The following is a 22066-nucleotide window of genomic DNA, read 5'->3' as shown; positions in this document are numbered from 1 at the left end:
GCCGCCTATCGCGCATACATGATCACGCCGACGCCGCACAGGCAGATGAGTGCGCCGATGATGTCGTAGCGGTCCGGGCGGAAGCCGTCCATCATCACGGCCCACAGCAGTGAACCCGCCACGAACACACCGCCGTACGCAGCCAGAATGCGCCCGAAGTTGGCGTCGGGTTGAAGGGTCGCAACCAGACCGTAGATGCCGAGGGCGATCATTCCGGCGCCGACCCACAGCCAGCCCCGCTGCTCACGCACGCCCTGCCACACCAGCCAGGCCCCACCGATCTCGAACAGCGCAGCCAGGACGAAAAGCAGGATCGAGCGCGTCACCGTCATGGCATCAATATCTCAGCCGTGCGCCTTTCCGGTAGCGCCAGCTACCAAAAAGGCGCACAGGTGCGAAGCGCCTATCGGTTCCAGTCACCCAGCCCGTCGGCGCCGCTGAGGATTCCGCCGGCGGTGTTCTGCACGATCACCGGGTCGCCCTTCTTGGCGTTCTCGAAGAACCACCGGCCGTCCTCGGTGCTGACGTTGAGGCAGCCGTGACTGACGTTGCTGTGGCCCTGCTGCTGCACGGACCACGGCGCGGCGTGGACGAAGATGCCGCTGTATGAGATTCGCGTCGCGTATTCGACGTACGTGCGGTAGCCCTCGGGGGCGTCGATCGGCACGCCGTACGTGGACGAGTCCATGTACATGTCGCGGAACTTCTCGCCGACGATGTAGGTGCCGTTCGGGGTCTCGTAGCCGGGTTTGCCGAGCGACGTCGGCATCGTCTTGACGACCTCGCCGTTGCGGGTGACGGTGATCTGCTTGGTGTTGTCGTCGGCGACGGTCACGAGGGCGTCGCCGATCGAGAAGGTGGAATGCGAATCGCCGGCCTGGACGGTGACCTGGATGTTGGCGGGCCAGAACTGATTCGGCTTCCACCGGACCTGCTTGTCGCCTACCCAGTAGAAGTGCCCCTCGACGGGCGGGTTCGTGGTCACGCGGATCGCCCGCTCGGCGACGGCGCGGTCGGCGATCGCCTCGTTGAAGCGAATGATGACCGGCTGGGCGATGCCCACCACCTCGCCGGGCGCCGGGTTCAGCGACGGAGCCGAGAAGTTCGCGGGCCCGAGCGGCGGCGGGGCCGTGACGACCAGCCCGGCCGGCAGCAACGTCTGGACCTCGCGGGGCAGTTCGAACCCCGGCGGAAGCACCAGCGGCGGGGTGGGGATCTGCGGCAACTCGAAGGCAGGAAGTTGGACGCCCGGGATCTCCGCGCTACCGGGGAACAGCGGCGCCGCCTGCGCGGGGGCGACGAGGGCGCCGCCCGCTGCGGTGGCGCCGACGAGCACGGCCGCCGCACGGGCGAACCACTTCCGACGCCTCGCGCCGCGTCCTGCGATCTGCCCGGTCATGTGCGCACCCCTCGCTCGACGACACCGTGCCACGGTCGCGCCGCCACGACGGGCGTCCGGTAGGTCTTATTCAGCCATACCGGACGCGCGTCCCACAACCGACCCGCCGCGAACCGCGACCGCCCTCAGCCGGCTTCGCCGCGCGCGATCTCGAGCATCGCGGCGATGTCGACGATCTTGGTGCGGGAACGGCCGCTCTCGGCGCCGAGTGCGCGTTCCTGCTTGTCGATGCGCTGCCAGCCCTGGAAATCGACGACCTCCGGCTGACGCTCGCCGACGAGCCGGCCGAGGTGCTCACGCTCGCTACCCGGCTGGGGCAGCAGTCCGTCGGAGAAATCGGACAGCAGCAGGTCGACGGTGGCCGCCGAGCAGTGCTTGTTGGTGCCGATGACACCGGTGGGGCCGCGCTTGATCCAGCCGGCGACGTAGACGCCGGGGACGGGCTTGCCGGTCTCCGGATCGATGACGCGACCGTTCTCGTTGGGGACCACGCCGCGACGCTCGTCGAACGGCAGGTCCTGAATCGGCAGACCCTTGTAGCCGATCGACCGCAGCACCAGACCGGTCTCGAGCGTCTCGGTGCGGTCGGTCGCGCGGGCTGTGAGCTTGCCCGCGTCGTCGGCGACCAGCTCGTTGCGCACCAGGCGGATGCTCTCGACGCGATCGTCGCCGATCAGCTCCGCGGGCGAGGCGAGGAAGCACAGCACGATGCGCTTGCGCCCGTCGGTGGCGGTCCGCTTGGCGAACTCCTCGACCTGACGCACCTTGAGCTTCTCGGACGGTTCGGAGTCGGGCCCGTCGACCCAGGCGCGGCTGGCCGCGTCCAGGATCACCTCGTCGGGATCGACGACGATGTCGACATCCGCCATCTGCCCGAGGGCGATCAGTTCCGGATTGGTGTACGCGGCCTGCGCGGGTCCACGACGGCCGACGATGACGACCTCGCGGATGTTGCTGTGGCGCAGCGCCTCTACGGCATGCTCGGCCATGTCGGTCTTGGCGAGCTCGTCGGGGTCGGTGACGAGCACGCGGGCGACGTCCAACGCGACGTTGCCGTTGCCGACGATGACGGCGCGTTCACCCGAGAGGTCGAACTCGTGGTCCGCGTAGTCGGGGTGGCCGTTGTACCAGGCGACGAACTCGGTCGCCGCGTGCGATCCGGGCAGGTCCTCGCCGGGGACCCCGAGTCGACGGTCGCTCGCCGCCCCCACCGCGTAGATGACGGCGTGGTGATGCTCGAGGAGCTCCTCGTGGCTCACGTGCCGGCCCACCTCGACGTTGAAGTGGCACTGCACCGAACGCTTGCCGAGGGCCGACCGGAACACGTCGGAGACACCCTTGGTACCCGGATGGTCGGGGGCGACGCCGGCCCGCACGAGTCCGTACGGCGTGGGCAGGCGGTCGAACATGTCGACCTCGACCCGCGGGCGCGAGGTGAGTTCGATGGCGGCGTAGCAGGCCGACGGGCCGGACCCGACGATCGCGACGCGCAACGTCCCCAGTTCGGCGCTGAGCTTCCGCGGCGACGCCAGCTCCGGCCAGTCCGGACCGATCGGATGCTTCTCGAAGTACGCCGCGTTGATCTCCGGGTACATCGAGTGCGCCTCGCTGAGCTCGTTCTCCCCGAAGATGGCGTCGACGGGGCACTCGTCGACGCACGCGCCGCAGTCGATGCACGTCTGCGGGTCGATGTAGAGCATCTCGGTCGTGGCGAACTCGGGCTCGTCCGGCGTCGGATGAATACAGTTGACGGGACAGACGTCCACGCATGATGCATCGTTGCAGCATGCCTGCGTAATCACATAAGCCACAGTTCTTCCCTACCTGTGCGTACCCACCGAGACCGACATTCTCGTTCAGACTATAACGTGTTTCAGTTTCGGTCGAGGTTCCGTTGCGTCGGAACGTGATCGGCCGGCCCCGCCATCATTCCGGGTCGGCCCCGCCATCATTCCAGCCGGAATCCGACCTTGAGTGTCACCTGGGTGTGGGCGACGGCCCCGTCCTCGATGTGGCCGCGCGTCTCGACCACCTCGAACCACTCCAGGTTCCGCATGGTCGCATTCGCCCGGCCGACGGCGTTGGCGATCGCGTCGTCGACACCCTTGCTCGACGAGCCGACGATCTCGATCACCCGATAGACATGATCACTCATCCGAGAACCTCCCTCACGAACGCACGATCGACTGCGCTTCGGCGCCGAGCCGGGCCAACCGCAGGTCACCGAGCGCGGTGACCGCGTTCCCCAGCCGGTTGGTGACGAACGCCAGCGCCAGACCCGTCTCCGGATCGGCGTAGGCGCCCGAACCGCCCACCCCGTAGTGCCCCAGCCCGCGGGTGGGCTGGACCCGGCTGGCCAGCAGCGGCGGGTGGTAGCCGAGTCGCCAACCGAGCTTGACGCCGAGTACGTAGTCGCGGTCGCGGGTCTGCACGGTGCCCATCTGCTCGAGAGTCTCCGGCTGCAGGAACCGGGCACCGTCGAGGACGCCGCCGTTCGCGATGGCGGCATACATACGGCCCAGTGAGCGGGCGCTGAACACACCGTTCCATCCGGGCATCACTGCGTCGTGCACCGCGGGGTTGCGGACCAGTTCGTCGAAACCGTCGGGCATCGCCGCCTCCGCGAGTCCACGGAGCGGACCCGCGAACGACAGGACCGCCGACGTCATGCGCCAGTCCAGGCCGCCGGGATTGATGTGCGGAAACAGCTTGGCGATACGTCCCCGCTGCGCCTGCGGCACCTGGTACCAGAACTCGGGCATCCCGAGCGGTTCGGCGATCTCCTCGCGAACCAGTTCGGTGAACGGCCTGCCGGTGGCCCGCGCCAGCGTCTCGGCCACCAGCCAGCCGTAGGTGACCGCGTGGTACCCGGGCCCGCGGCGCCGCCGCGGATCGGGCGCCGCGGCGGCGAGGGCCTCGACGACGGTCTCGTAGTCGAGCAGCCCGGTCCGTCCGGGCACCAGTCCGCGGACCTTGTGCAGGCCCGCGCGATGGGTCAGGACGTCCCGGATCGTGATCTCGCCCTTGCCGGCGGCCCCGAATTCGGGCCAGTAGGCGGCGACGGGGGTGTCGTAGTCGACGATGCCGCGCTCGGCCAGACGGTGCGTGACGGTGCTCGCGACGCCCTTGCCCGTGGAGAACGACAGCGACACGGTGTCGCTGTCCCACCGGCGGTCACGATCGGCGTAGCCGGCCCAGACGTCGAGCACCTTCTCGCCGTGGACGTACGCGACCAGCGCGCCGCCGCCGTTGTGCGGATGGCGGTACATCGAGAAGAACCGGTCGGCCAACGGCAGGAATTGCGGGTGCACCAGCATCTCGGTGCGCGCCTGGGCGGCGGCCGGCACCCCGAGCGGGGCTCGAACGGGGGCAGGTGCCGCAGTCCGCGGCGCGTTGCCGTGCTCCACATGGATCGCCATCGCGACCTCCGATCCGCTCCTCACACCATTGTGATTGGCGCAGCCTAAGCGTGGAAGGGTTTCCGGCGGAGCGAAACAGACATACGCGAAGAGCGGGACGGAGAACCACCTGGTCAAGCGACCGACTCAGTCCTCCTTGCGGTCCCGGTCGCGACTCGGCTGCACCCGTTTGGGTTCGCCGGGCATCTTCGGATGGTTCGGCGGGTACGGCAGATCGCCCAGGCCGGCCGCCGCGTCCCGCTCGGCCATCTCGAGCAGGACGTCGAGCGAGTGCGCGACGTCGTCGAGCGTCGCCATCGGGTCGCCGCGACCGGCGAGCAGCGCGGGAACGGTCGCGATGGTGAAGTCGTCTGGCTCGACGGAGGCGAGCTCTTCCCACGTCACCGGGGTCGAGACCGTCGCGATCGGGGTGTTGCGCGCGGAGTACGCCGACGCGATCGTCTTGTCGCGGGCGTTCTGATTGAAGTCGAGGAAGATGCGCTTGCCGCGCTCCTCCTTCCACCAGTTGGTGGTCGCCCGGTCGCCGCTGCGCCGCTCGATCTCCCGGCACAGCGCGATCCCGGCGCGGCGGACCTCGACGAAGTCCCAACGCGGCTCGATCCGGATGTAGACGTGCAGGCCGCGCCCGCCCGACGTCTTCGGGAACCCGATCAGGCCGAGTTCGTCGAGCAGCGGTTGCATGACGTCCAGCGCGACACGACGGGCGTCGTCGAAGTCGGTGCCGGGCTGCGGATCGAAGTCGATCCGCAACTCGTCCGGATGCTCGACGTCGGGGCAGCGCACCGCCCACGGGTGGAAGGTGACGGTGCCGAGGTTCGCGGCCCACACGATGTCGGCGGCACCGCGTACGCGCAGCACGTCCGCGGTGCGTTTGGACGGGAACGTCACCTCGCACGACGCGACGTGTTCGGGCCGCTTGGCCGGCACCCGCTTCTGGTAGATCTCCTCGCCCTCGACCCCGTCCGGGTATCGCTGCAGGTGGGTGGGCCGGTCGTGCAGCGCCCGCAGCAGCTCGCCGCCGGTCGCGACCTTCAGGTAGTACTCGACGAGGTGGCGTTTGGTGCCGCCCTCGGGGCCCAGCCGCGGGTAGTAGATCTTGTCGGGGTTCGACAGCCGGACGGCCACGCCGTCGACGTCGAGCTCCTCCGCCGGAGAACGCTTGGTAGCCGCCATGGTTCAGCTCTCTCCTGTGAGGACGTCGGCGAGGTCGTAGCGCAGCGGGACCTCGAGTTGCTCGAACGTGCACGACTGCGGGTCGCGGTCCGGACGCCAACGGAGGAACCGGGCGGCGTGCCGGAAGCGGACCCCGGCCTGGCTGCCGCGCTCCCCCAGACCGCCTTCCATCTGGTCGTACGCGACCTCGAGGACCAGCTCGGGGCGCAGCGGCACCCAACTGCGGTCGGCACTCGACCGCCACCGCGTCGCCTCGCCCTCTGCGACGACGTCGTCGCCCACCCGCAACGGTTCGAGTTCGGCCAGCAGCTCGACGCGCCGCTTCGCGGTGAACGCCGACGCCCCGCCGACCATGTGCAGCTCGCCGCCGTCGTAGAGGCCCAGCAGGATCGACCCGATGCCCGGCTGACTCTTGTGCGGCCGGTAGCCGATCGCCACGACATCTGCTGTTCGGGAGTGCTTGACCTTCACCATCTCCCGCTTGTTCGGCAGGTAGTGGCCGTCGAGGCGTTTGGCGACGACGCCGTCCAGTCCGGCGCCCTCGAACGTCTCGAACCAGCGCTCGGCGGTGGCGGCGTCGCGCGTCGCGGCGGTGACGTGACAGCTCGGCCCGCCGCCGATCGCCCCGAGCAGGGCCGCCCGCCGCTCCGCGAAGGCACGTTTCGTGAAGTCGTCGTCGCCGAGCGCCAGCAGATCGAACCCGATGAACTGGGCCGGGGTCTCGGCGGCGAGCAGCCGCACGCGGCTGTCGGCGGGATGGATGCGCTCGGACAGCGAACCCCAGTCCAGCCGCGTGCGTCCGCCGATCTCGCGGGGCACCACCAGTTCACCGTCGACGACGCACCGCTCCGGCAACTCCGCGCGCACCGCGTCGACCATCTCCGGGAAGTAGCGCGCCAGGTCCTTGCCGCCACGGGAGCCCAGCACGACGTCGGCGCCGTCGCGGAAGACGATGGCACGGAATCCGTCCCACTTCGGCTCGTACGACCACACGGGCTCGTCGGCCGGCTGTTCCGGCACTCCGGATGCGGCCTTGGCCAACATCGGCTGCAGGGGTGGCGCGATCGGAAGATCCACGGGTCCATAGTGGCACCCGATCGGCGTCTTCGCGCTGCGCTTCGCCGTCGGTGTCGCCGATCAGTTCGTCTCGGGAGTTTCGAGCACCGAGACGACGGGCGTCGGGTTGCGCGTCAGATCCAGCACCGGGCAGTGCGCCTCGGCCGCCGCGTGCAGTTCCAGGTAGCGCTCGCGGGTTTCCGGCCCGGTGACCGTCACGACGACGCGCACCTCACCGAATCCGGGGCGGACGTCGTCGTCGAACCCGAAGAAGCCGCGGACGTCGAGGTCGCCCTCGGCACGGGCCTTGATGTCGTCGACCCGGATCCCGAGGCGCTCGGCCCAGAAGCGGTAGGTGACGACGTGGCAGGACAGCAGCGAGGCCAGGTAGTACTCGACCGGGTTGGGTGCGGCGTTGTCGCCGCCGAGGGCCGGCGGCTCGTCGACCTCGACCGTGTACTTGCCCAGTGCGACGGTGCTGGCGACGGCGTCGTGCGCCTGGGCCTTCGCCCGGAACACGACGTGTGCCTTGGCGGCGTCGTCCGCGACCGCGTCGGCGGTCGCGGAGACGATGGCCGACAGATGCGATACGGAAGCTGTGGTCATGGGGGAACCTGTCGTGGGAGTGCGGATCCGGGCAGCCTCGGCCGCCCGGCGAACTGGTCGTCGGGGTCTATCGGAATCGACGACAACCGCACGTGCACACGAGCGCGAAATCGACATGACGGCGCCGCGTCAGCAGCATCCCCAGGTCGAGCGCGCGTGTTCCGGTCACAGCCGAAACTGTAACGCGCCGAACGCGCTACAGCCAGCCGCGCCGCTTGAAAATGGTGTACAGGCTGGCGCAGGTCAGGAACATGAGCATCAGGGCGAACGGGTAGCCGCCCGCCCAGTTCAACTCGGGCATGTTCTCGAAGTTCATGCCGTAGACGGTTCCGATGAGCGTGGGCGCGAACAGGATCGCCGCCCAGGACGAGACCTTCTTGATCTCCTCGTTCTGCGCGTAGCTGGCCTGCGTGAGGTTGCGCATCTCCTCGTTCTGCGCCTGCGAGACCAGCGTCGCGTTGAGCGTGAGGATGCTGCCGAGCAGTTCCCGGAAGCCGTCCACCCGTTCGACGACCATGGTCGCGTGATCGGTGACGTCGCGCAGATACTTCTGCAGTTCCTCGTCGGTCTGGTACTTGTCGAAACCGGCGGACAGCGCCCGCAGCATGCCCAGCAGCGGCTTCGTGGCGCGCTGGAACTCGACCACCTCGCGCGAGAGTTCGTAGATGCGACGCGACACCATCGGGTCGCCGCTGAACACCTCGGTCTCGATCTCGTCGATGTCGTTCTGCAGTCCGGCGACGACGGGAGCGTAGCCGTCGACCACGGCGTCGAGGATCGCGTAGAGCACGGCCTCCGGGCCCAGCTTGAGCAGTTCGGGGTCGCTCTCCATGCGGTCCCGAACATTCGACAGGTCCGGCGATTCGCTGTGCCGGACCGTGAGCACGAAGGTGGGACCGCAGAAGATGTGCAGTTCACCGAAGTCGACCGTCTCCGACTCGTCGAGGTAGCGGGCAGCGCGGAGCACCACGAACAGCGTCTCGCCGTAGCGCTCGAGCTTCGGACGCTGGTGCGCGACGATCGCATCCTCGACCGCGAGCTCGTGCAGATCGAATTGCTTTGCCGCAGCGTGCAGTTGAGTCTCGGACGGGCGGTAGAGCCCGATCCAGGCCATCGACGACGCATCGGGGAGGCTCGCGAGCGCCTCGGCCAGAGTCGCCGGCGACGCGATGCGTCGACCGTCGCGGTACACCGCACTGTTGACGACGCTGGACTCGACCAGACCGGCCTGCGGCGGGGTGGGCACGGACTGCCCGGGATGACGGGGCGCCATCGAGTGCTCCGGCGAGACCACGTCGTCGGCGGTGCCCGCGGCACGACGAGGAAGGATGGAACGGATCGGACGCTTTTCACGCATGCGAACACGGCTTTCGGGAAGGTCCGCGGCGGCACCGTCGGTCACGGCAGCAGCGGACACCAGTCGAACGCCACCCGATCGGATGGCGTGGATTGTCTGAATTTCAGCTGGTACTCGGAGGTTGGCTACTCATCGCTAGCCCCACCTCCTCTTTCCTCGAAATCCCGCGACCGCACGCGGGCAGGGTTCGGCACGAACGACGACACCCTACTCCGCCGCCGACGACGGCGACAACCGCACCGGTCAGCCGATGCGCTCCATCTCCGACAGATAGCGCGCCGCGTTCGCGACGTACGTCGCCACACCCCGCTCGATACCCTTCGCGAATCCGTCCGGATCCGGATGCGGCGCAACGGTTGCCGGCGCACCCAACACCCGCGAGCGGGGCGGGACGACGGTCCCCTCGGTGAGCAGGGCGGCAGCACCGACGAGGCTGCCTGTGCCCACCACCACTCGCTGCAGGCACGTCGACATCGATCCGATCAGGCAGCCGTCCTCCACGACCGCGCCCTCGAGATGCGCGTTGTGTCCGACGACGCACCCGGCCCCGATCACGGTCGGCCACTGCGCCGACGTGTGCAGCACGGTGCCGTCCTGGACGGACGTACGCGCACCCACACTGATCGCCCCGTAGTCGGCCCGCAGAACCGCCGACGGCCAGATCGAGGCGTCGGCACCGATGGTCACCGCACCGACGACGACCGCGTCGGGGTGCACGAAGGCGGTCGGGTGAATGTCGGGAACCAGGTCACCGAGACGATAGATTGCCACGCGGAGAACACCTTTCGAGAACGAAATGCACTTCGCGAGATTTCTACCCCGAGCGCGCCGAACGCTCGGCATCGGCCCGGCGTTCGTGCACCCCGGCGACGAACAGGTCGAGATGACCGCATGTGCCGCGCGTCGCGAGCGACTCGTCGCCCTGCTCGATCCCGTCCACGACGTTCCGGTGATGTCCCGCCCCGAGTTCGGGCTCGTGGACGCCTTCGGTGAAGTCGTACGTGGCGCGCAGTGGCTCCGAGATGCCGGCGAACAGTTCGTCGAGGACCGGATTGTGGGCTGCGGCGACGACCGCGACGTGGAAGGCGAGGTCGGCGTCGGCGAATGCGCCGCCGTCCCCGGTGCGACCGGTCTCGTTCCGCAGGTCGAGGGCCTCACGCAGACGCCGGACGTCGTCGTCGGTGCGGCGGACGCATGCGAGCCGGACTGCCTCGAGTTCGAGCGCGCGACGAACCTCGTAGACGTGGAGCATCTCCGAGACCGCGACCTGACGGGTGAGGAGCCCGCCGATGTCGGTGCGAGCGCACACGTATGTCCCGTCCCCCCGCCGGATCTCCAGAATTCCGGTCGAGGTGAGGCACTTGATCGCCTCACGGAGCGTGTTGCGCCCGACGCCGAGGAGTTCGGTCAGCTCGGGCTCGGTGGGGATCCGGGCGCCGATCGGCCAGTCGCCCGACGCGATCCGGGCGCGCATCCAGTCCAGCGCCTGCTGGTAAGCCGATTCCCTCTGCACAACCGTCACCGATTCATCCTCACACGAGTCGCCACCCGCCCTCACCGAGAATACATGGGACGTCCTACGTAGGATGTATTCGTGTCGACGACCTCCCTCCGCTCCGGAACCGCTTTGCAGGACGCCCCGCCTCGCACGCGCCGCTGGGCGGCACGCCACTTCCACGGAATCGGGTACGTCCTGGCGATCCTGCTGGTAGGCGCCAACATGCCCACCGCGCTCTACGGCGTCTACCGCGCGGACTTCGGGTTCAGCCCCGTCACCCAGACGCTGATCTTCGCGGTGTACGCGGCCGCCCTCGTGCCGGCCCTCTTCCTCTTCGGCCCGCTGTCGGACCGGGTGGGACGACGCCCGGTTCTGGTGACCGCCCTCGGCGCCGGACTCGTGGGGGCCGTCGTGCTCGCGGCGGCCGACGCGACCGCCTGGCTCGTGGTCGGACGCATCCTCCAGGGCGTGTCGGTGGGCGCCTGCTCGGCCGCCGGAGCCGCGGCGCTGCTCGATCATGTACCCGGACGCGACACGGTCCGCGCCGCCCGCGCGGCGAGCGCGAGCACCGCGGCCGGTGCGGCGCTCGGCCCACTGCTCGCCGGGGCGGTCGCCGAGTACCTCCCCCACTCCACCGTGTTGCCGTACGTCCTCTTCGCCGCGGCCCTGGTGCCGGGTGCCGTCGCACTCGCCGCCCTCCCGAAAACCACGGAGCCGTCGCACCGCGGCGCGGCGCCCGGCGCACGGCGTCGCCTCGTCGAGGTGCCGCGCCTTCCGCGTGACATCCGATCGGTGTTCGTCCTGGCGACGCTGCCGGCCGCGATCGCCTGGGCCACGGTGGGACTGTTCCAGTCGGTGGTGCCGTCGTGGATCGCGGAACTGCTCGGCATGTCCAACCTCCTGGTGGGCGCCGCCGCCGCCGCGCTCGTGATGGGGTGTTCGGTGCTCTCGCAACTGGGCATGCGCGGCATCGACCCCCTCGTCGCGCAACGCGTCGGGCTCGGGGTGATGTTCGGCGGGACGGTGGGACTGTTCGTCGTCGACCGCTTTCCGAGCCTGCCGCTGCTCTTCGCCGTGACGGTGGCGGTGGGCCTCGGACACGGCTGGGCCTTCGCGGGCGGCATGCAGCGGGTGGGCGCAGCCGTCGCCGCGCGGGCACCGGAGACGAGCGGAGCCGTACTGGCCGCCTTCTTCACCGTCACGTACATCGGGCTGGGGGTGCCGGCGATCGTCGCCGGTCTCCTCGTGACGTATCAGGGAACCTCGACGGCGGTCGCGGAGTTCTCGGTGGCCGCGGCGGTTCTGTGCCTGATCGCTCTGGTGCTGAACATGATCCGCCGATCCGAGTCGGCCGGAGCGGCTAGGGAATGAGTCCCTGCCGACGCGCCTCGACGACCGCCTCGTGCCGACTGTGGACCTCGAGTTTGGTCATGACGTTGCGCATGTAGCTCTTGATCGTGTCGAGGCGCAGCCCCAGCCGCTCGGCGATCTCCGCGTTGCGGCAGCCGAGCGCGACGTGCGCGAGCACCTCGAACTCCCGCCGGGACAGGGCGACCTCGGCCGGAGCCGACGGCCCCGTGGTCAGCCCGCGCAGCTTCTGCTCGACGGCCTCGACCTCGGCGGTCAGGGCGGCGTCGTCGAGCCGGTCCGCGATCGAGCGCAGCGCGAGGTAGCTCTCGGTGATCCCCTCCGACACCCTCGGGTCCCGGTGGCCCACGGGCGCGGTCCGCGAGTTCTCGATCATCAGTATCCGGCGGTCGACCTCGTCCCGGACCTCGATCTCGTGCGCGAGCTTGCGCGCGGATCGCATCACCGTCTCGGCGACGACGTCCCCGATCGGGAGGTTCGCGCGTAGTCCCCCGTACACCGCGGCACGGGTCTTCCCACGTACCACGACAGGCGCGGCGAGCAGCGATTCGATGCCCTCGCTCGCCACCTCGTGGTCGTAGTCGTGCGTGATGTGCCGCGAGTGCGCGTAGTCCTGGACCGCGCCGGGTCGCTGTTCGGCCATGACCCGGCCGCCCAGCCCGCAGGCCGAGTCGATGACGAGGTCGCGCAGCAGCGTGCCACGCGTCCCGACGAAGCCGGACAACCGCATGCTGGGTCCGTCGGCCATTCCGCCGAACAGGACCGGCAGCGAGGTGCTGGTACGCAGATTTCGCAGTTCGGCGCGGATCGCGTCCTCGTCGCTGGGTCTCAGGGTGTCGGTCATCTGTTCGTTCGGTGGATCGTGGGACTCACGGGCTCGGGCGCCCGCTTCGGGATACCCACTTCAGAGGGTAGCGGGAGCCGGGTCGTGGCCCATAGCGTCGGCGCCGACCGGATGTAACGCCCGTCACGTGCACTCACCACGGAGGTACTCGTGTCCCCACTGTCCGCCTCGGCGAACCACACCCCGCTCAGTCCGCTGCGCTTCCTGGACCGCTCGGCCACGGTCTTCCCCGACAAGACCGCGATCGTCCACGGGGACCGCCGCTACACCTACCGCGAGTTCGCCGACGAGGTGGCGCGGCTCGCGCGGGTGCTGCGCTCGCGCATCGAGCCCGGGGACCGGATCGCGTACCTCTGCCCCAACACCCCCGAGATGCTGATGGCGCATTTCGCGGTGCCACTGGCCGGCGGCGTGCTGGTGGCGCTCAACTCACGCCTGGCCGGTCCGGAGCTCGAGTACATTCTCGACCACGCGGGCGTGAAGATCTTGTTCGTCGACTCCGAGCTGGTGGGCTCGGTGCGCACCGTGCGGGAGAACGTCGGCAGCGTCGTGGAGATCGTCGAGATACCGGACTCGACGGTCCCGTACCCCGACGTCCCCGCCGGGGTGGCGACGGCGCGGTACGACGAGTTCCTGACCAACCGCGACGGCGCGGCCGACGCGCCGCTGCACTGGGGCGTCGACGACGAGCAGCAGGTGATCGCGATCAACTACACCTCCGGCACCACGGGCAAGCCCAAGGGCGTCATGTACTCCCATCGCGGCGCGTATCTCAACTCGCTGGGCGAGACGTTCCACAACGGGTTCGACGGCAGCACCAAATACCTGTGGACGCTGCCGATGTTCCACTGCAACGGCTGGTGCACGCCGTGGGCGGTCACAGCGGCCGCGGGCACGCACGTGTGCCTGCGGGCGGTGCGCGCCGACGCGGTCTGGGACGCGATCGACGACCTCGGCATCACGAATCTGTGTGGCGCACCGGCGGTGTGCACCACCATCGCCGGTGCCGAGCGAGCCCACCGCGTCGACGCGCTGCGCATCACGACGGCGGGTGCACCGCCGTCTCCCACCGTCATCGGCCAGCTCGAGGCGCTCGGCATCACCGTCGTGCACGTGTACGGGCTCACCGAGGTGTACGGGCCGTACACCATCTGTGAATACCAGCAGGCCTGGGACGACTGCTCGCCAGAGGAACGTGCCGCGCTGATCTCCCGCCAGGGGGTAGGCATGGTCCAGGCCGAGAACGCACGTGTGGTCGACGAGAACATGGCCGACGTGCCGGCCGACGGCGAGACGATGGGTGAGATCGTCCTGCGTGGCAACAACGTGATGCTCGGCTACTACCGCGATCCCGACGCCACTGCAGAGGCTTTCGCGGGCGGCTGGTTCCACACCGGCGACCTGGGCGTCATGCACCCCGACGGTTACATCCAGCTCAAGGACCGCGCCAAGGACATCGTCATCTCGGGCGGCGAGAACATCTCGACCGTCGAGGTGGAGCAGGCGATCATGGCGCATCCGGCGGTACTGGACGTCGCGGTCGTCGGTGTGCCGCACGAGAAATGGGGCGAACGCCCCAAGGCGTACGTCATCCTGAAGAAGGGTGCCGCCGCGACCGCCGAGGAAATCATCGAGCACACCCGGAGCAGGATCGCGCGTTTCAAGGTGCCCGAGGAGATCGTGTTCCCGCTCGATCTGCCGCGCACCCCGACCGGCAAGGTGCTCAAGTTCGAGCTGCGTGCACTGGGGTGAATCCTGCCCGGTTCGGCCGGGACGACGCGAATGTCTGTTCGTCCCAGCCGAACCGGTGACGGTTCCGTACGCGTCCCCGCACCGATAGAGTCGACCACGAGCAGACCGCAGGCAAGCGACCCTCGCTCGAAAGGATCCGCTCATGCGTGGAGCCGTCATATACGCCCCCGGCGACATCCGGGTCGAGGACCGGCCCGATCCCACCATCCTCGCTCCCACCGACGCGATCATCCGGACCACCGCGACGTGTGTGTGCGGATCGGACCTGTGGCCCTATCGCGGGATCGAGAACGTTCGGGGACCGGCCCCGATGGGACACGAGTACGTCGGCGTGGTCGAGGAGGTCGGGAGCGAGGTTCGCAACGTCGCCCCCGGTGACTTCGTGGTCGGCTCGTTCTTCGCGTCGGACAACACGTGCGAGATCTGCCGGGCCGGCTACCAGTCCCGCTGCGTGAACGCCGAGCCGATGGGCGCGATCGGCACCCAGGCACAACTCGCGCGTATCCCCCTGGCCGACGGCACCCTCGTCGCGACACCCGGGATGCCCGATGCCGACCTGATCCCCGGGCTGCTCACCGCGTCCGACGTCCTCGGCACCGGCTGGTTCGGCGCGGTTGCCGCCGAGGCCGGCCCCGGTAAGACCGTCGCGGTCGTCGGCGACGGCGCCGTCGGCCTCCTCGCGGTGCTCGCCGCCCGGCAACTCGGTGCGGAGCGGATCGTCGCGATGAGCCGCCACGCCGACCGGCAGGCCCTCGCCCACGAGTTCGGCGCCACCGACATCGTCGCCGAACGCGGGGACGACGGGGTGGCCCGCATCAAGGAACTCACCGACGGTCTGGGCGCACACTCGGTCGTCGAGGCCGTCGGCACCCAGGAGTCGATGATGCAAGCCGTGCGGTCCACCCGCCCCGGCGGCCACGTCGGGTACGTCGGCGTCTCGCACGGCGTCGCACTGCCGGGCGAGGAACTGTTCTTTGCCGAGGTGCACCTGTTCGGCGGGCCGGCGCCTGTCCGGCGCTTCCTCCCCGAACTGGTCGATCTCATCTGGAACCGAAAAATCGACCCGGGCAGGGTGTTCGACCTCGAACTCCCTCTCGAGGACGCCGCCGAGGGCTACCGCCGGATGGACGAGCGGCGCGCGGTCAAGGTACTGCTCCGCCCGTGAGTGGACCGCTCAGTCCCGGGGCAAACCGAGCATCCGTTCGCCGATCACGTTTAGCTGGACCTCGGTGGTGCCGCCGTAGATCGTCGTGGCACGCCCGGCGACGAGTTGTTCCATCGCCTTGTCGCTGGGCTCACCGGGCACCGCCACCACACCCGCCGGCCCCAACTCGGCCACCACGAATTCCGAGATCGCCTGCCCCAGGCCCATACCCAGGAGTTTGCCGACCGACGACGTCGTACTCACGTCCGCACCGGAAAGCTGCTGGAGCACCAGCCGCGCGCCGATCAGGTCTATCGCTTGGCTCTCCGCGACCAACTCGCCGAACCGGTACCGACCGACGGGACCGAGGCCCCGACCGCGCGCGAATTCCAGCAGATCCTTGTCGCTCGCGTAAGCCTCCATCTTCTGGCTCAGGGCCACTCGTTCACCCGCCAGCGTGGTGCGGGCGACGTGCCAGCCGTCGTTCACAGCCCCGACCACGTTCTCGTCCGGTACGAACACCTCGTCGAGAAACACCTCGTTGAAGAGCGCCGAGCCCGTCATCTCCCGCAGGGGCCGCACCGTGATTCCGGGGGTGGACATGTCGAGCACGAAGTACGTGATGCCCTCGTGCTTGGGCCGCGACGGGTCGGTGCGGGCGATGAGCATCGCCCAGTCCGCGAACTGCGCGACGGTGGTCCAGATCTTCTGGCCGGTGATCTTCCAGCCGCCGTCGACCTTCTCCGCCCGCGTGGTCAGCGACGCGAGGTCCGATCCGGCACCGGGTTCGGAGAACAGCTGACACCACACCACGTCGCCGCGCAGGGTGGGTACCGCCAGATCCTGCTTCTGCTGCTCGGACCCGTGCGCCACCACGGCCTGCACGGCCCAGCCGCCCATCAGCAACTGCGGCAACGGGATTCCCGCAGCCTTCAGCTCCTGCGCGATCACGATCTGTTCGAGCGGACCGGCACCGCGTCCGTAGGGCTTCGGCAGGTGGGGTTGCACCCAGCCGCCGTCTCCGAGCACGACCAGTTGTTCGTCCTCGTCGTCGAGCGCGGCGATCGGCTCGAGTTCCGCCCGTACGGCCACCCGCAGGTCCGCGGCCTCGGGCGGCAGCTCCAGCTCCGAATGCCGGACGACACCGGTCAGGGACTGCTGCGCGACGCGCTCCGCCCGTTCCTCACGCGTGCCGAGCAGGCCGCGGATCGCGAGGGCGCGGCGGTAGTACAGGTGCGCGTCGTGCTCCCATGTGAATCCGATGCCGCCGTGCACCTGGATGCAGTCCTGCGCCACCTGCACGGCCGCGTCGGGCACGATCAGCGCGGCCACCTCGGCGGCGAAATCGGCTGTCGCATCGTCGACGTCGAGCGCGGAGGCCGCGTCCCAGATCGCGGCCCGCGCCTTCTCCAACGCGATCCCCATGTGCGCGCACTTGTGCTTGACGGCCTGGAACTGCCCGATCGGGCGTCCGAACTGCACCCGGGTCTTCGCGTACTCCGCCGCCGTCGACACGCACCACGACAGCACGCCGACGGCTTCGGCGCCGAACACCACCGACACGATGGACTGCACCCGGCGGGCATCCACACCGTCGAGAACTCTGTCGGAGCCGACGGTCACCCTGTCGGCCTCGACCCGCGCCGACCCGCGGAGCACGTCGATACCGTCCTGCGGTGTGGTCGTGAGATCGCCGCCGTCGACGACGATCCAGCGCACCGCGTCGCCGACGACGGCCGGCACCAGCAGCACGTCGGCGTGTTCGGCAGCGACGACCGCATCGAGGACTCCCGACAGCACGTAGGCATCGCCGTCCGGTTCGGCGGTGAGCGGACCACCGAGAGCGACCGTCGCGGTGCGGGTTCCGTCGATCAAGCCCGGAAGCACCTCTATCCCGATCTTGGAATCGGCCGCCCCCAGTACCGCGGCAGCGGCGGCGGTGGGCACGAACGGCCCCGGGGCCACGGTCCGCCCCAGTGCTTCGAGCGCCACCGCGAGCGTGAGCAGCCCCGCCCCGTGGCCGCCGCGGTCCTCGGGCACCGCGAGACCCAGCAGGTCCTGACCGGCGAGCGCCGACCAGAACGGCGGGAACCGGTCCTCAGTCCGTGCCTCCACCGCTGCCCGCACGTGCTCCGCGGTGATCGTGCGCTCCGCGAAGGCCCGGACCGAATCGGCCAGCGCCACATGCTCGTCCCTCAGCCCGATCCCGAGCTCGTATCCGTTGCGTGCCATGCGCTCAGCCCAACCGCTCGGCGAGGTCGTCGACCGTCCACGGCCCGTCGCTCTCGATGGTGTCACCGCCGTGCCAGTTGATCAGCTCCGAGATGGCGCCCCCCTGGACGGCGTACACCTTTCCGGTGAGTTTGCAGTCGGCCGCGGCCAGGCGTGCGACGAGGGGCGAGATGTTCGACGGCGCGAACGCGTCGAACTCGCCCTCCGGCACCTCGGCGGCGAACAGCGCACCCATCCCCGGTGTCGCGAGTGTGAGTCGGGTGCGCGCGATCGGCGCGATGGCGTTGACGCGGACCCCGTAGCGCTCGAGTTCGTCGGCCGCCACCAGGGTCAGGGCCGCGATGCCGGCCTTCGCGGCGCCGTAGTTCCCCTGCCCCGCGTTGGGCATGAACGTGCCCGACGCCGACGCGGTGTTGATCACCGCGGCCTGCACCGGCTCCCCGGCCTTGGCCTGCGCCTTCCAGTACGCGGCGGCGTGGTGCAAAGTCGCGGCGTGCCCCTTGAGGTGCACCGCGATGACGGCGTCCCACTGGCTCTCCTCCATGCCCGCGATGAAGCTGTCGCGAAGGATGCCCGCGTTGTTCACGAGGATGTCGAGGCGCCCGAACTCCCGCACCGCCTGGGCGACGAGCGCCTCGGCGCCCGCCCAGTCGGCCACGTTGTCGGTGTTCGCGACGGCTCTGCCGCCCGCGGCGACGATCTCGTCGACCACTTGCTGCGCCGGGCCCGCGTCGGACCCGGTGCCGTCGTTGGCACCGCCGAGATCGTTGACGACCACCGCGGCACCCTCGCGCGCGAACAGCAGGGCGTGTTCGCGCCCGATACCCCGCCCCGCGCCGGTGATGATCGCGACACGTCCGTCCAGTGTTCCCATGGTGTTATCCCTCTCGCAGCGAAATCTGTCGGTGGACCGGTCGGCAGGTCAGTCGGCGATGACGGCGAGGCCGTCCTTGATCACCAGTTCGTCGCCGACCCCGGTCTCGTAGGCGTAGGTGGTGGTGCCGGATTCCGATCCCGATCTCCGGAACCGGGTCTCGATGTCCTGCCCGGGCAGAACAGGTTTCGCGAAGCGCACGGCGAGGCGCTTCAGTCGCTCCACGTCGCCGTCGGCGAACTCGGTGAGCGCGGCCCACGACGTGAACGCCATCGTGCACAGCCCGTGATTGATGATGCCGGGCAGGCCGGACATGCGGGCGATCTCGTCGTCGAGATGGATCGGCATGGGGTCACCGGAGGCCGGTGAGTACCGGAACGTCTGGTCCTCGTCGATGTGCGCGGTGACGACAGCGGCCGGGTCCGTCGCCCGCAACGCCTCGTCGAACCGGTGTGTCGGCGCGGACGCACCGGTCCCCGGCCCCGCGTCGACCTTGCGAAAGAACGCCGTCATCCACTGTTCGTTGACCAGTTCGCCTCCGTCCGTGCGGGTCTCGACGTAGACGACGACGGTCGATCCGTTCTCCTTACCGGCGAAGCCGACCGGCTTGGCGCGGACGACCAGAGTGTCACCCGGACGGATGGGGCGGTGGAAGTGGAAATCCTGCTCACCGTGCACCAGTTTCATGAGCAGCTCGACCGGGGCCACTGACAGCGCCGCCGGAGCCATCGACGTGAACGCCGGCACGACGGCGAACACCGGCGGGGCGATCTCGCCGCGCAGGTGCCGCTCGATCGGATCGTTGGTGGCGGCCGCATACTCGGCGATACGCTCGGCGGTCACCTCGAATCGTTCGGGATCGGTCCACACCCCGATTCCGGAGGTGTCGAACTCGACTGTGGGCGTGGTCATCCCGCTATCCCACCAGCTCGGCGAACTTGGCGAGAGACGTCTCGAGGTCGGCGGCGGCGTTCTTGGCGACGGCCTTGCCGATCGGGCCGACGATCATGGTGCCCTTGAAGCTGGCGTCGATGACAGCCTTGCTGCCGGCCTCGTCGGGTTGCACCTGCAGCGTGAACTCGACGGTGACGCCGGCCATGCCGGTGCCGGCGATCTTCACGAGTTTCGGCACCTCGACCTCGGTGACCGTCCACTCGATCTTGTTGGCCATGCCCATCACCGAGACGACCTCGGTGAAGGTGGCGCCGAGGCGGACCTCGGTGGGCAGTTCACTCTTCCAGCCCTGATGGATGGTGAGCCACTCCTCCCAACGGGACAGGTCCGACAGGGCGTCCCACGCCTTGTCTGGGGCGGCGGGCAGAGCTGCGGAGACGGAAACGGAAGCCATGAGTACTCCTGGAATGATTGCGGGACGGAAGGTTTCAGCGTTCGGCCGGGCGGTAGGCGGTGACGACGACCGCCCCGCCGAGCCCGATGTTGTGCTGCAGCGCCACTTCGGCGCCGTCGACCTGACGCCGGTCGGCGGTGCCACGCAGCTGCCACGTGAGCTCGCTGCACTGCGCGAGCCCGGTGGCGCCCAGCGGGTGCCCTTTCGAGATGAGGCCGCCGGACGGGTTGACCACCCAGCGACCGCCGTACGTGGTGTCGTCGGCGTCGACGAGCTTGCCGCCCTCACCCTCGGCGCACAGTCCGAGCGCCTCGTACGTGAGCAGCTCGTTGGTCGAGAAGCAGTCGTGGAGTTCGATGACGTCGATGTCGGCGGGGCCGATGCCGGCCTGTTCGTAGACGAATCGGGCCGCCGTGCGCGTCATGTCGGCACCGACCAGGCTGATCGCGCTGCGGTCCTCGAACGTGCTGGGCAGGTCGGTCACCATCGCCTGACCCACGATCTCGACGGCCTGCTCGGCCAGCCCGTGACGGTCGACGAAGTCCTCACTCGCCACGATCACGGCCCCGGACCCGTCCGACGTCGGCGAGCACTGGAGCTTGGTGAGCGGACCGTAGATCGGCTTGGAGGCCAGCACGTCCTCGAGCGTGTACTCGTCCTGGAACTGCGCGTACGGATTGTTCGTCGAGTGCCGGTGGTTCTTGACGCCGATCCTCGCGAACTGCTCCGCGGTGGTGCCGTAGCGCTCCATGTGCTCCTTGCCGGCGGCACCGAACATGTACGGCGCGGGCGGCATCGCGAACTCCTGCAGTTCGGCGAGCGCGAGGAGGTGCCGCATCATCGGCTGTTCCCGGTCGTCGTACGTCGTGCCGAGCGAACCCGTCTGCATCTTCTCGAAGCCGAGCGCGAGTGCGCAGTCGACCTGACCGCTGCGGACCGCCTGGGTCGCGAGGTAGAGCGCGGTGGATCCGGTGGAGCAGTTGTTGTTGACGTTGACGATCGGGATCCCGGTCAGTCCCAGCTCGTAGACCGCACGCTGCCCGGACGTCGACTCGCCGTACACGTATCCGACGTACGCGTGCTGTACCTCGCGGTAGTCGATACCGGCGTCCTCGAGCGCCTTCGTCCCGGCCTCCCGGGCCATGTCGGGGTAGTCCCACTCGCGCGCCCCCGGCTTCTCGAACTTCGTCATCCCCACCCCGACGACGAACACCCTCTTGCTCATGCCGACTCCCGATCCGGATCAAGTTGTGTGTGACACGCTGTCCGACCAAAGTAAGTGAGACACCCTGTCCAGTCAATGCCCTGCCGAGTACTGTTCGCCGAATGACGGACGGGCGCGCGACGAGGTGGGACGACCACAAGATGCAGCGGCGCGAACGAATCCTCGAGGCCGCGCTCGAGGCCGTCGAGGGCGGCGGTACGGACATCGGTGTCCAGCAGATCGCCGAACGCGCGCAGGTTCCGCGGTCGGTCGTGTACCGGATCTTCGCGGACCGCGGTGACCTCGACGAACAGATCCGTCTGCGGATCATCGAGGTGATGATGACCGAGCTGGGGCCGGTGCTGACGCCACACGGAACAGTGCGGGAAGCGATCGAACTCGCGGTCGAGACGTACCTGCGGTGGATCATCGCGCACCCGCGCCTGCACGCCTTTCTCGGCAAGGGCGCGCCGAGCCGCAAGACCGTGGGCTCACGGGCCGTCACCGGAACCAAGACGGCGATCGGCGTGCAGTTGGGCGCACTCCTCGCCGGCATCCTCGACCGCCGTGGGGTCACGTCGACGCTCGCGGAACCGATGGCGTTCGCCCTCGTCGGGCTGGTGGACGCCACGGTCAACCGGTGGCTGAGCCAGCCGGAGAATCCCGTGCCGAGCGCAGACCTCGCGCGCTTCCTCGAGACGTCCATCTGGAGCGTGCTCGACGCCAATCTCCGCGCGCTGGGTGTCGAGCTCGAGCCGTCGACGACGATCGCCGAACTCTAGATCGCTACGG

The 22066-nt window shown here is 69.2% G+C and carries 21 protein-coding genes; 4 read left to right on the top strand and 17 right to left on the bottom strand.

Annotated features, from left to right (window positions below):
- Positions 1 to 5 precede the first annotated feature (5 nt).
- The 11 genes from PSS76_RS03365 to PSS76_RS03315 all read right to left on the bottom strand — a co-directional run bounded on the left by PSS76_RS03365 (position 6) and on the right by PSS76_RS03315 (position 10532).
- The gene (locus PSS76_RS03365; RefSeq protein ID WP_081187016.1) at positions 6 to 332 is read right to left on the bottom strand and encodes a YnfA family protein; all 327 of its coding nucleotides are present in this window, start codon (positions 330 to 332) and stop codon (positions 6 to 8) included.
- A gap of 71 nt (positions 333 to 403) precedes the next feature.
- Positions 404 to 1399, bottom strand: coding sequence for a L,D-transpeptidase (locus PSS76_RS03360; RefSeq protein ID WP_084968552.1), 996 nt, complete (start codon positions 1397 to 1399; stop codon positions 404 to 406).
- Positions 1400 to 1524: 125 nt separating this feature from the next.
- Complete coding sequence (locus PSS76_RS03355) at positions 1525 to 3210, bottom strand: FAD-dependent oxidoreductase (protein WP_175281990.1); 1686 nt, start codon at positions 3208 to 3210, stop codon at positions 1525 to 1527.
- Between the two features lie 137 nt (positions 3211 to 3347).
- Complete coding sequence (locus tag PSS76_RS03350; protein ID WP_005517337.1) at positions 3348 to 3554, bottom strand: dodecin; 207 nt, start codon at positions 3552 to 3554, stop codon at positions 3348 to 3350.
- 13 nt (positions 3555 to 3567) lie between these two features.
- Positions 3568 to 4818: a serine hydrolase domain-containing protein gene (locus tag PSS76_RS03345; RefSeq protein ID WP_390891784.1), complete on the bottom strand. Its 1251-nt coding sequence runs from the start codon at positions 4816 to 4818 to the stop codon at positions 3568 to 3570.
- Positions 4819 to 4944: 126 nt separating this feature from the next.
- Complete coding sequence (locus tag PSS76_RS03340; RefSeq protein WP_013417340.1) at positions 4945 to 5991, bottom strand: DNA polymerase domain-containing protein; 1047 nt, start codon at positions 5989 to 5991, stop codon at positions 4945 to 4947.
- Positions 5992 to 5994: 3 nt separating this feature from the next.
- On the bottom strand, positions 5995 to 7068 hold the full coding sequence (locus tag PSS76_RS03335; RefSeq protein ID WP_005517334.1) for an ATP-dependent DNA ligase: 1074 nt from the start codon (positions 7066 to 7068) through the stop codon (positions 5995 to 5997).
- A 60-nt stretch (positions 7069 to 7128) separates the two neighbouring features.
- Positions 7129 to 7653 carry an OsmC family protein gene (locus PSS76_RS03330; protein WP_005517333.1) on the bottom strand — a complete coding sequence of 175 codons (525 nt, stop codon included), beginning with the start codon at positions 7651 to 7653 and terminating at the stop codon, positions 7129 to 7131.
- A gap of 196 nt (positions 7654 to 7849) precedes the next feature.
- Positions 7850 to 9010, bottom strand: a complete 1161-nt coding sequence (locus tag PSS76_RS03325) for a magnesium and cobalt transport protein CorA (RefSeq protein ID WP_022598158.1) — start codon at positions 9008 to 9010, stop codon at positions 7850 to 7852.
- A gap of 243 nt (positions 9011 to 9253) precedes the next feature.
- Positions 9254 to 9781: a gamma carbonic anhydrase family protein gene (locus PSS76_RS03320; RefSeq protein WP_013417343.1), complete on the bottom strand. Its 528-nt coding sequence runs from the start codon at positions 9779 to 9781 to the stop codon at positions 9254 to 9256.
- A 43-nt stretch (positions 9782 to 9824) separates the two neighbouring features.
- Positions 9825 to 10532: a FadR/GntR family transcriptional regulator gene (locus PSS76_RS03315; RefSeq protein WP_005517327.1), complete on the bottom strand. Its 708-nt coding sequence runs from the start codon at positions 10530 to 10532 to the stop codon at positions 9825 to 9827.
- A gap of 72 nt (positions 10533 to 10604) precedes the next feature.
- On the opposite strand from PSS76_RS03315, the gene PSS76_RS03310 reads away from it, so the two are divergent.
- Positions 10605 to 11879, top strand: a complete 1275-nt coding sequence (locus tag PSS76_RS03310; RefSeq protein WP_081264268.1) for an MFS transporter — start codon at positions 10605 to 10607, stop codon at positions 11877 to 11879.
- Here the strand turns inward: PSS76_RS03310 and PSS76_RS03305 are convergent.
- The gene (locus PSS76_RS03305) at positions 11869 to 12720 is read right to left on the bottom strand and encodes a helix-turn-helix transcriptional regulator (protein ID WP_064058649.1); all 852 of its coding nucleotides are present in this window, start codon (positions 12718 to 12720) and stop codon (positions 11869 to 11871) included. The two genes, PSS76_RS03310 and PSS76_RS03305, sit on opposite strands and share 11 nt — an antisense overlap.
- A gap of 150 nt (positions 12721 to 12870) precedes the next feature.
- Between PSS76_RS03305 and PSS76_RS03300 the strand changes: the two genes are divergently transcribed.
- Positions 12871 to 14472, top strand: coding sequence for an acyl--CoA ligase family protein (locus PSS76_RS03300; RefSeq protein WP_064058650.1), 1602 nt, complete (start codon positions 12871 to 12873; stop codon positions 14470 to 14472).
- Positions 14473 to 14614: 142 nt separating this feature from the next.
- Positions 14615 to 15637: a zinc-dependent alcohol dehydrogenase family protein gene (locus PSS76_RS03295; RefSeq protein WP_064076251.1), complete on the top strand. Its 1023-nt coding sequence runs from the start codon at positions 14615 to 14617 to the stop codon at positions 15635 to 15637.
- Between the two features lie 9 nt (positions 15638 to 15646).
- On the opposite strand, the gene PSS76_RS03290 is transcribed toward PSS76_RS03295, so the two are convergent.
- The 5 genes from PSS76_RS03290 to PSS76_RS03270 are packed head-to-tail and all read right to left on the bottom strand — an operon-like array spanning position 15647 to position 21295.
- Positions 15647 to 17848, bottom strand: a complete 2202-nt coding sequence (locus tag PSS76_RS03290) for an acyl-CoA dehydrogenase family protein (protein WP_064058652.1) — start codon at positions 17846 to 17848, stop codon at positions 15647 to 15649.
- A 4-nt stretch (positions 17849 to 17852) separates the two neighbouring features.
- Positions 17853 to 18722 carry an SDR family oxidoreductase gene (locus tag PSS76_RS03285; protein ID WP_005517320.1) on the bottom strand — a complete coding sequence of 290 codons (870 nt, stop codon included), beginning with the start codon at positions 18720 to 18722 and terminating at the stop codon, positions 17853 to 17855.
- A 48-nt stretch (positions 18723 to 18770) separates the two neighbouring features.
- The gene (locus tag PSS76_RS03280; RefSeq protein WP_022598174.1) at positions 18771 to 19634 is read right to left on the bottom strand and encodes a MaoC/PaaZ C-terminal domain-containing protein; all 864 of its coding nucleotides are present in this window, start codon (positions 19632 to 19634) and stop codon (positions 18771 to 18773) included.
- Between the two features lie 4 nt (positions 19635 to 19638).
- Positions 19639 to 20070, bottom strand: coding sequence for a type II toxin-antitoxin system Rv0910 family toxin (locus tag PSS76_RS03275; protein WP_005517316.1), 432 nt, complete (start codon positions 20068 to 20070; stop codon positions 19639 to 19641).
- Positions 20071 to 20104: 34 nt separating this feature from the next.
- On the bottom strand, positions 20105 to 21295 hold the full coding sequence (locus PSS76_RS03270; RefSeq protein WP_064058653.1) for a lipid-transfer protein: 1191 nt from the start codon (positions 21293 to 21295) through the stop codon (positions 20105 to 20107).
- A gap of 101 nt (positions 21296 to 21396) precedes the next feature.
- On the opposite strand from PSS76_RS03270, the gene PSS76_RS03265 reads away from it, so the two are divergent.
- Positions 21397 to 22056: a TetR/AcrR family transcriptional regulator gene (locus tag PSS76_RS03265; protein ID WP_013417351.1), complete on the top strand. Its 660-nt coding sequence runs from the start codon at positions 21397 to 21399 to the stop codon at positions 22054 to 22056.
- The last annotated feature ends 10 nt before the right edge of the window (positions 22057 to 22066 follow it).

Source organism: Prescottella sp. D32, assembly GCF_037287305.1.
Lineage (GTDB): Bacteria > Actinomycetota > Actinomycetes > Mycobacteriales > Mycobacteriaceae > Prescottella > Prescottella equi.
Note: the sequence above shows the minus strand (reverse complement) of the source record. Positions and strands in the feature narration are given on the sequence as shown.

Bases quoted from the DNA above. Each gene is read 5' to 3' on its own strand.
- PSS76_RS03365 (WP_081187016.1), bottom strand. From the start codon at position 332: ATGACGGTGACGCGCTCGATCCTGCTTTTCGTCCTGGCTGCGCTGTTC.
- PSS76_RS03360 (WP_084968552.1), bottom strand. From the start codon at position 1,399: ATGACCGGGCAGATCGCAGGACGCGGCGCGAGGCGTCGGAAGTGGTTC.
- PSS76_RS03350 (WP_005517337.1), bottom strand. From the start codon at position 3,554: ATGAGTGATCATGTCTATCGGGTGATCGAGATCGTCGGCTCGTCGAGC.
- PSS76_RS03345 (WP_390891784.1), bottom strand. From the start codon at position 4,818: ATGGCGATCCATGTGGAGCACGGCAACGCGCCGCGGACTGCGGCACCT.
- PSS76_RS03340 (WP_013417340.1), bottom strand. From the start codon at position 5,991: ATGGCGGCTACCAAGCGTTCTCCGGCGGAGGAGCTCGACGTCGACGGC.
- PSS76_RS03330 (WP_005517333.1), bottom strand. From the start codon at position 7,653: ATGACCACAGCTTCCGTATCGCATCTGTCGGCCATCGTCTCCGCGACC.
- PSS76_RS03325 (WP_022598158.1), bottom strand. From the start codon at position 9,010: ATGCGTGAAAAGCGTCCGATCCGTTCCATCCTTCCTCGTCGTGCCGCG.
- PSS76_RS03305 (WP_064058649.1), bottom strand. From the start codon at position 12,720: ATGACCGACACCCTGAGACCCAGCGACGAGGACGCGATCCGCGCCGAA.
- PSS76_RS03295 (WP_064076251.1), top strand. From the start codon at position 14,615: ATGCGTGGAGCCGTCATATACGCCCCCGGCGACATCCGGGTCGAGGAC.
- PSS76_RS03290 (WP_064058652.1), bottom strand. From the start codon at position 17,848: ATGGCACGCAACGGATACGAGCTCGGGATCGGGCTGAGGGACGAGCAT.
- PSS76_RS03285 (WP_005517320.1), bottom strand. From the start codon at position 18,722: ATGGGAACACTGGACGGACGTGTCGCGATCATCACCGGCGCGGGGCGG.
- PSS76_RS03280 (WP_022598174.1), bottom strand. From the start codon at position 19,634: ATGACCACGCCCACAGTCGAGTTCGACACCTCCGGAATCGGGGTGTGG.
- PSS76_RS03275 (WP_005517316.1), bottom strand. From the start codon at position 20,070: ATGGCTTCCGTTTCCGTCTCCGCAGCTCTGCCCGCCGCCCCAGACAAG.
- PSS76_RS03270 (WP_064058653.1), bottom strand. From the start codon at position 21,295: ATGAGCAAGAGGGTGTTCGTCGTCGGGGTGGGGATGACGAAGTTCGAG.
- PSS76_RS03265 (WP_013417351.1), top strand. From the start codon at position 21,397: ATGACGGACGGGCGCGCGACGAGGTGGGACGACCACAAGATGCAGCGG.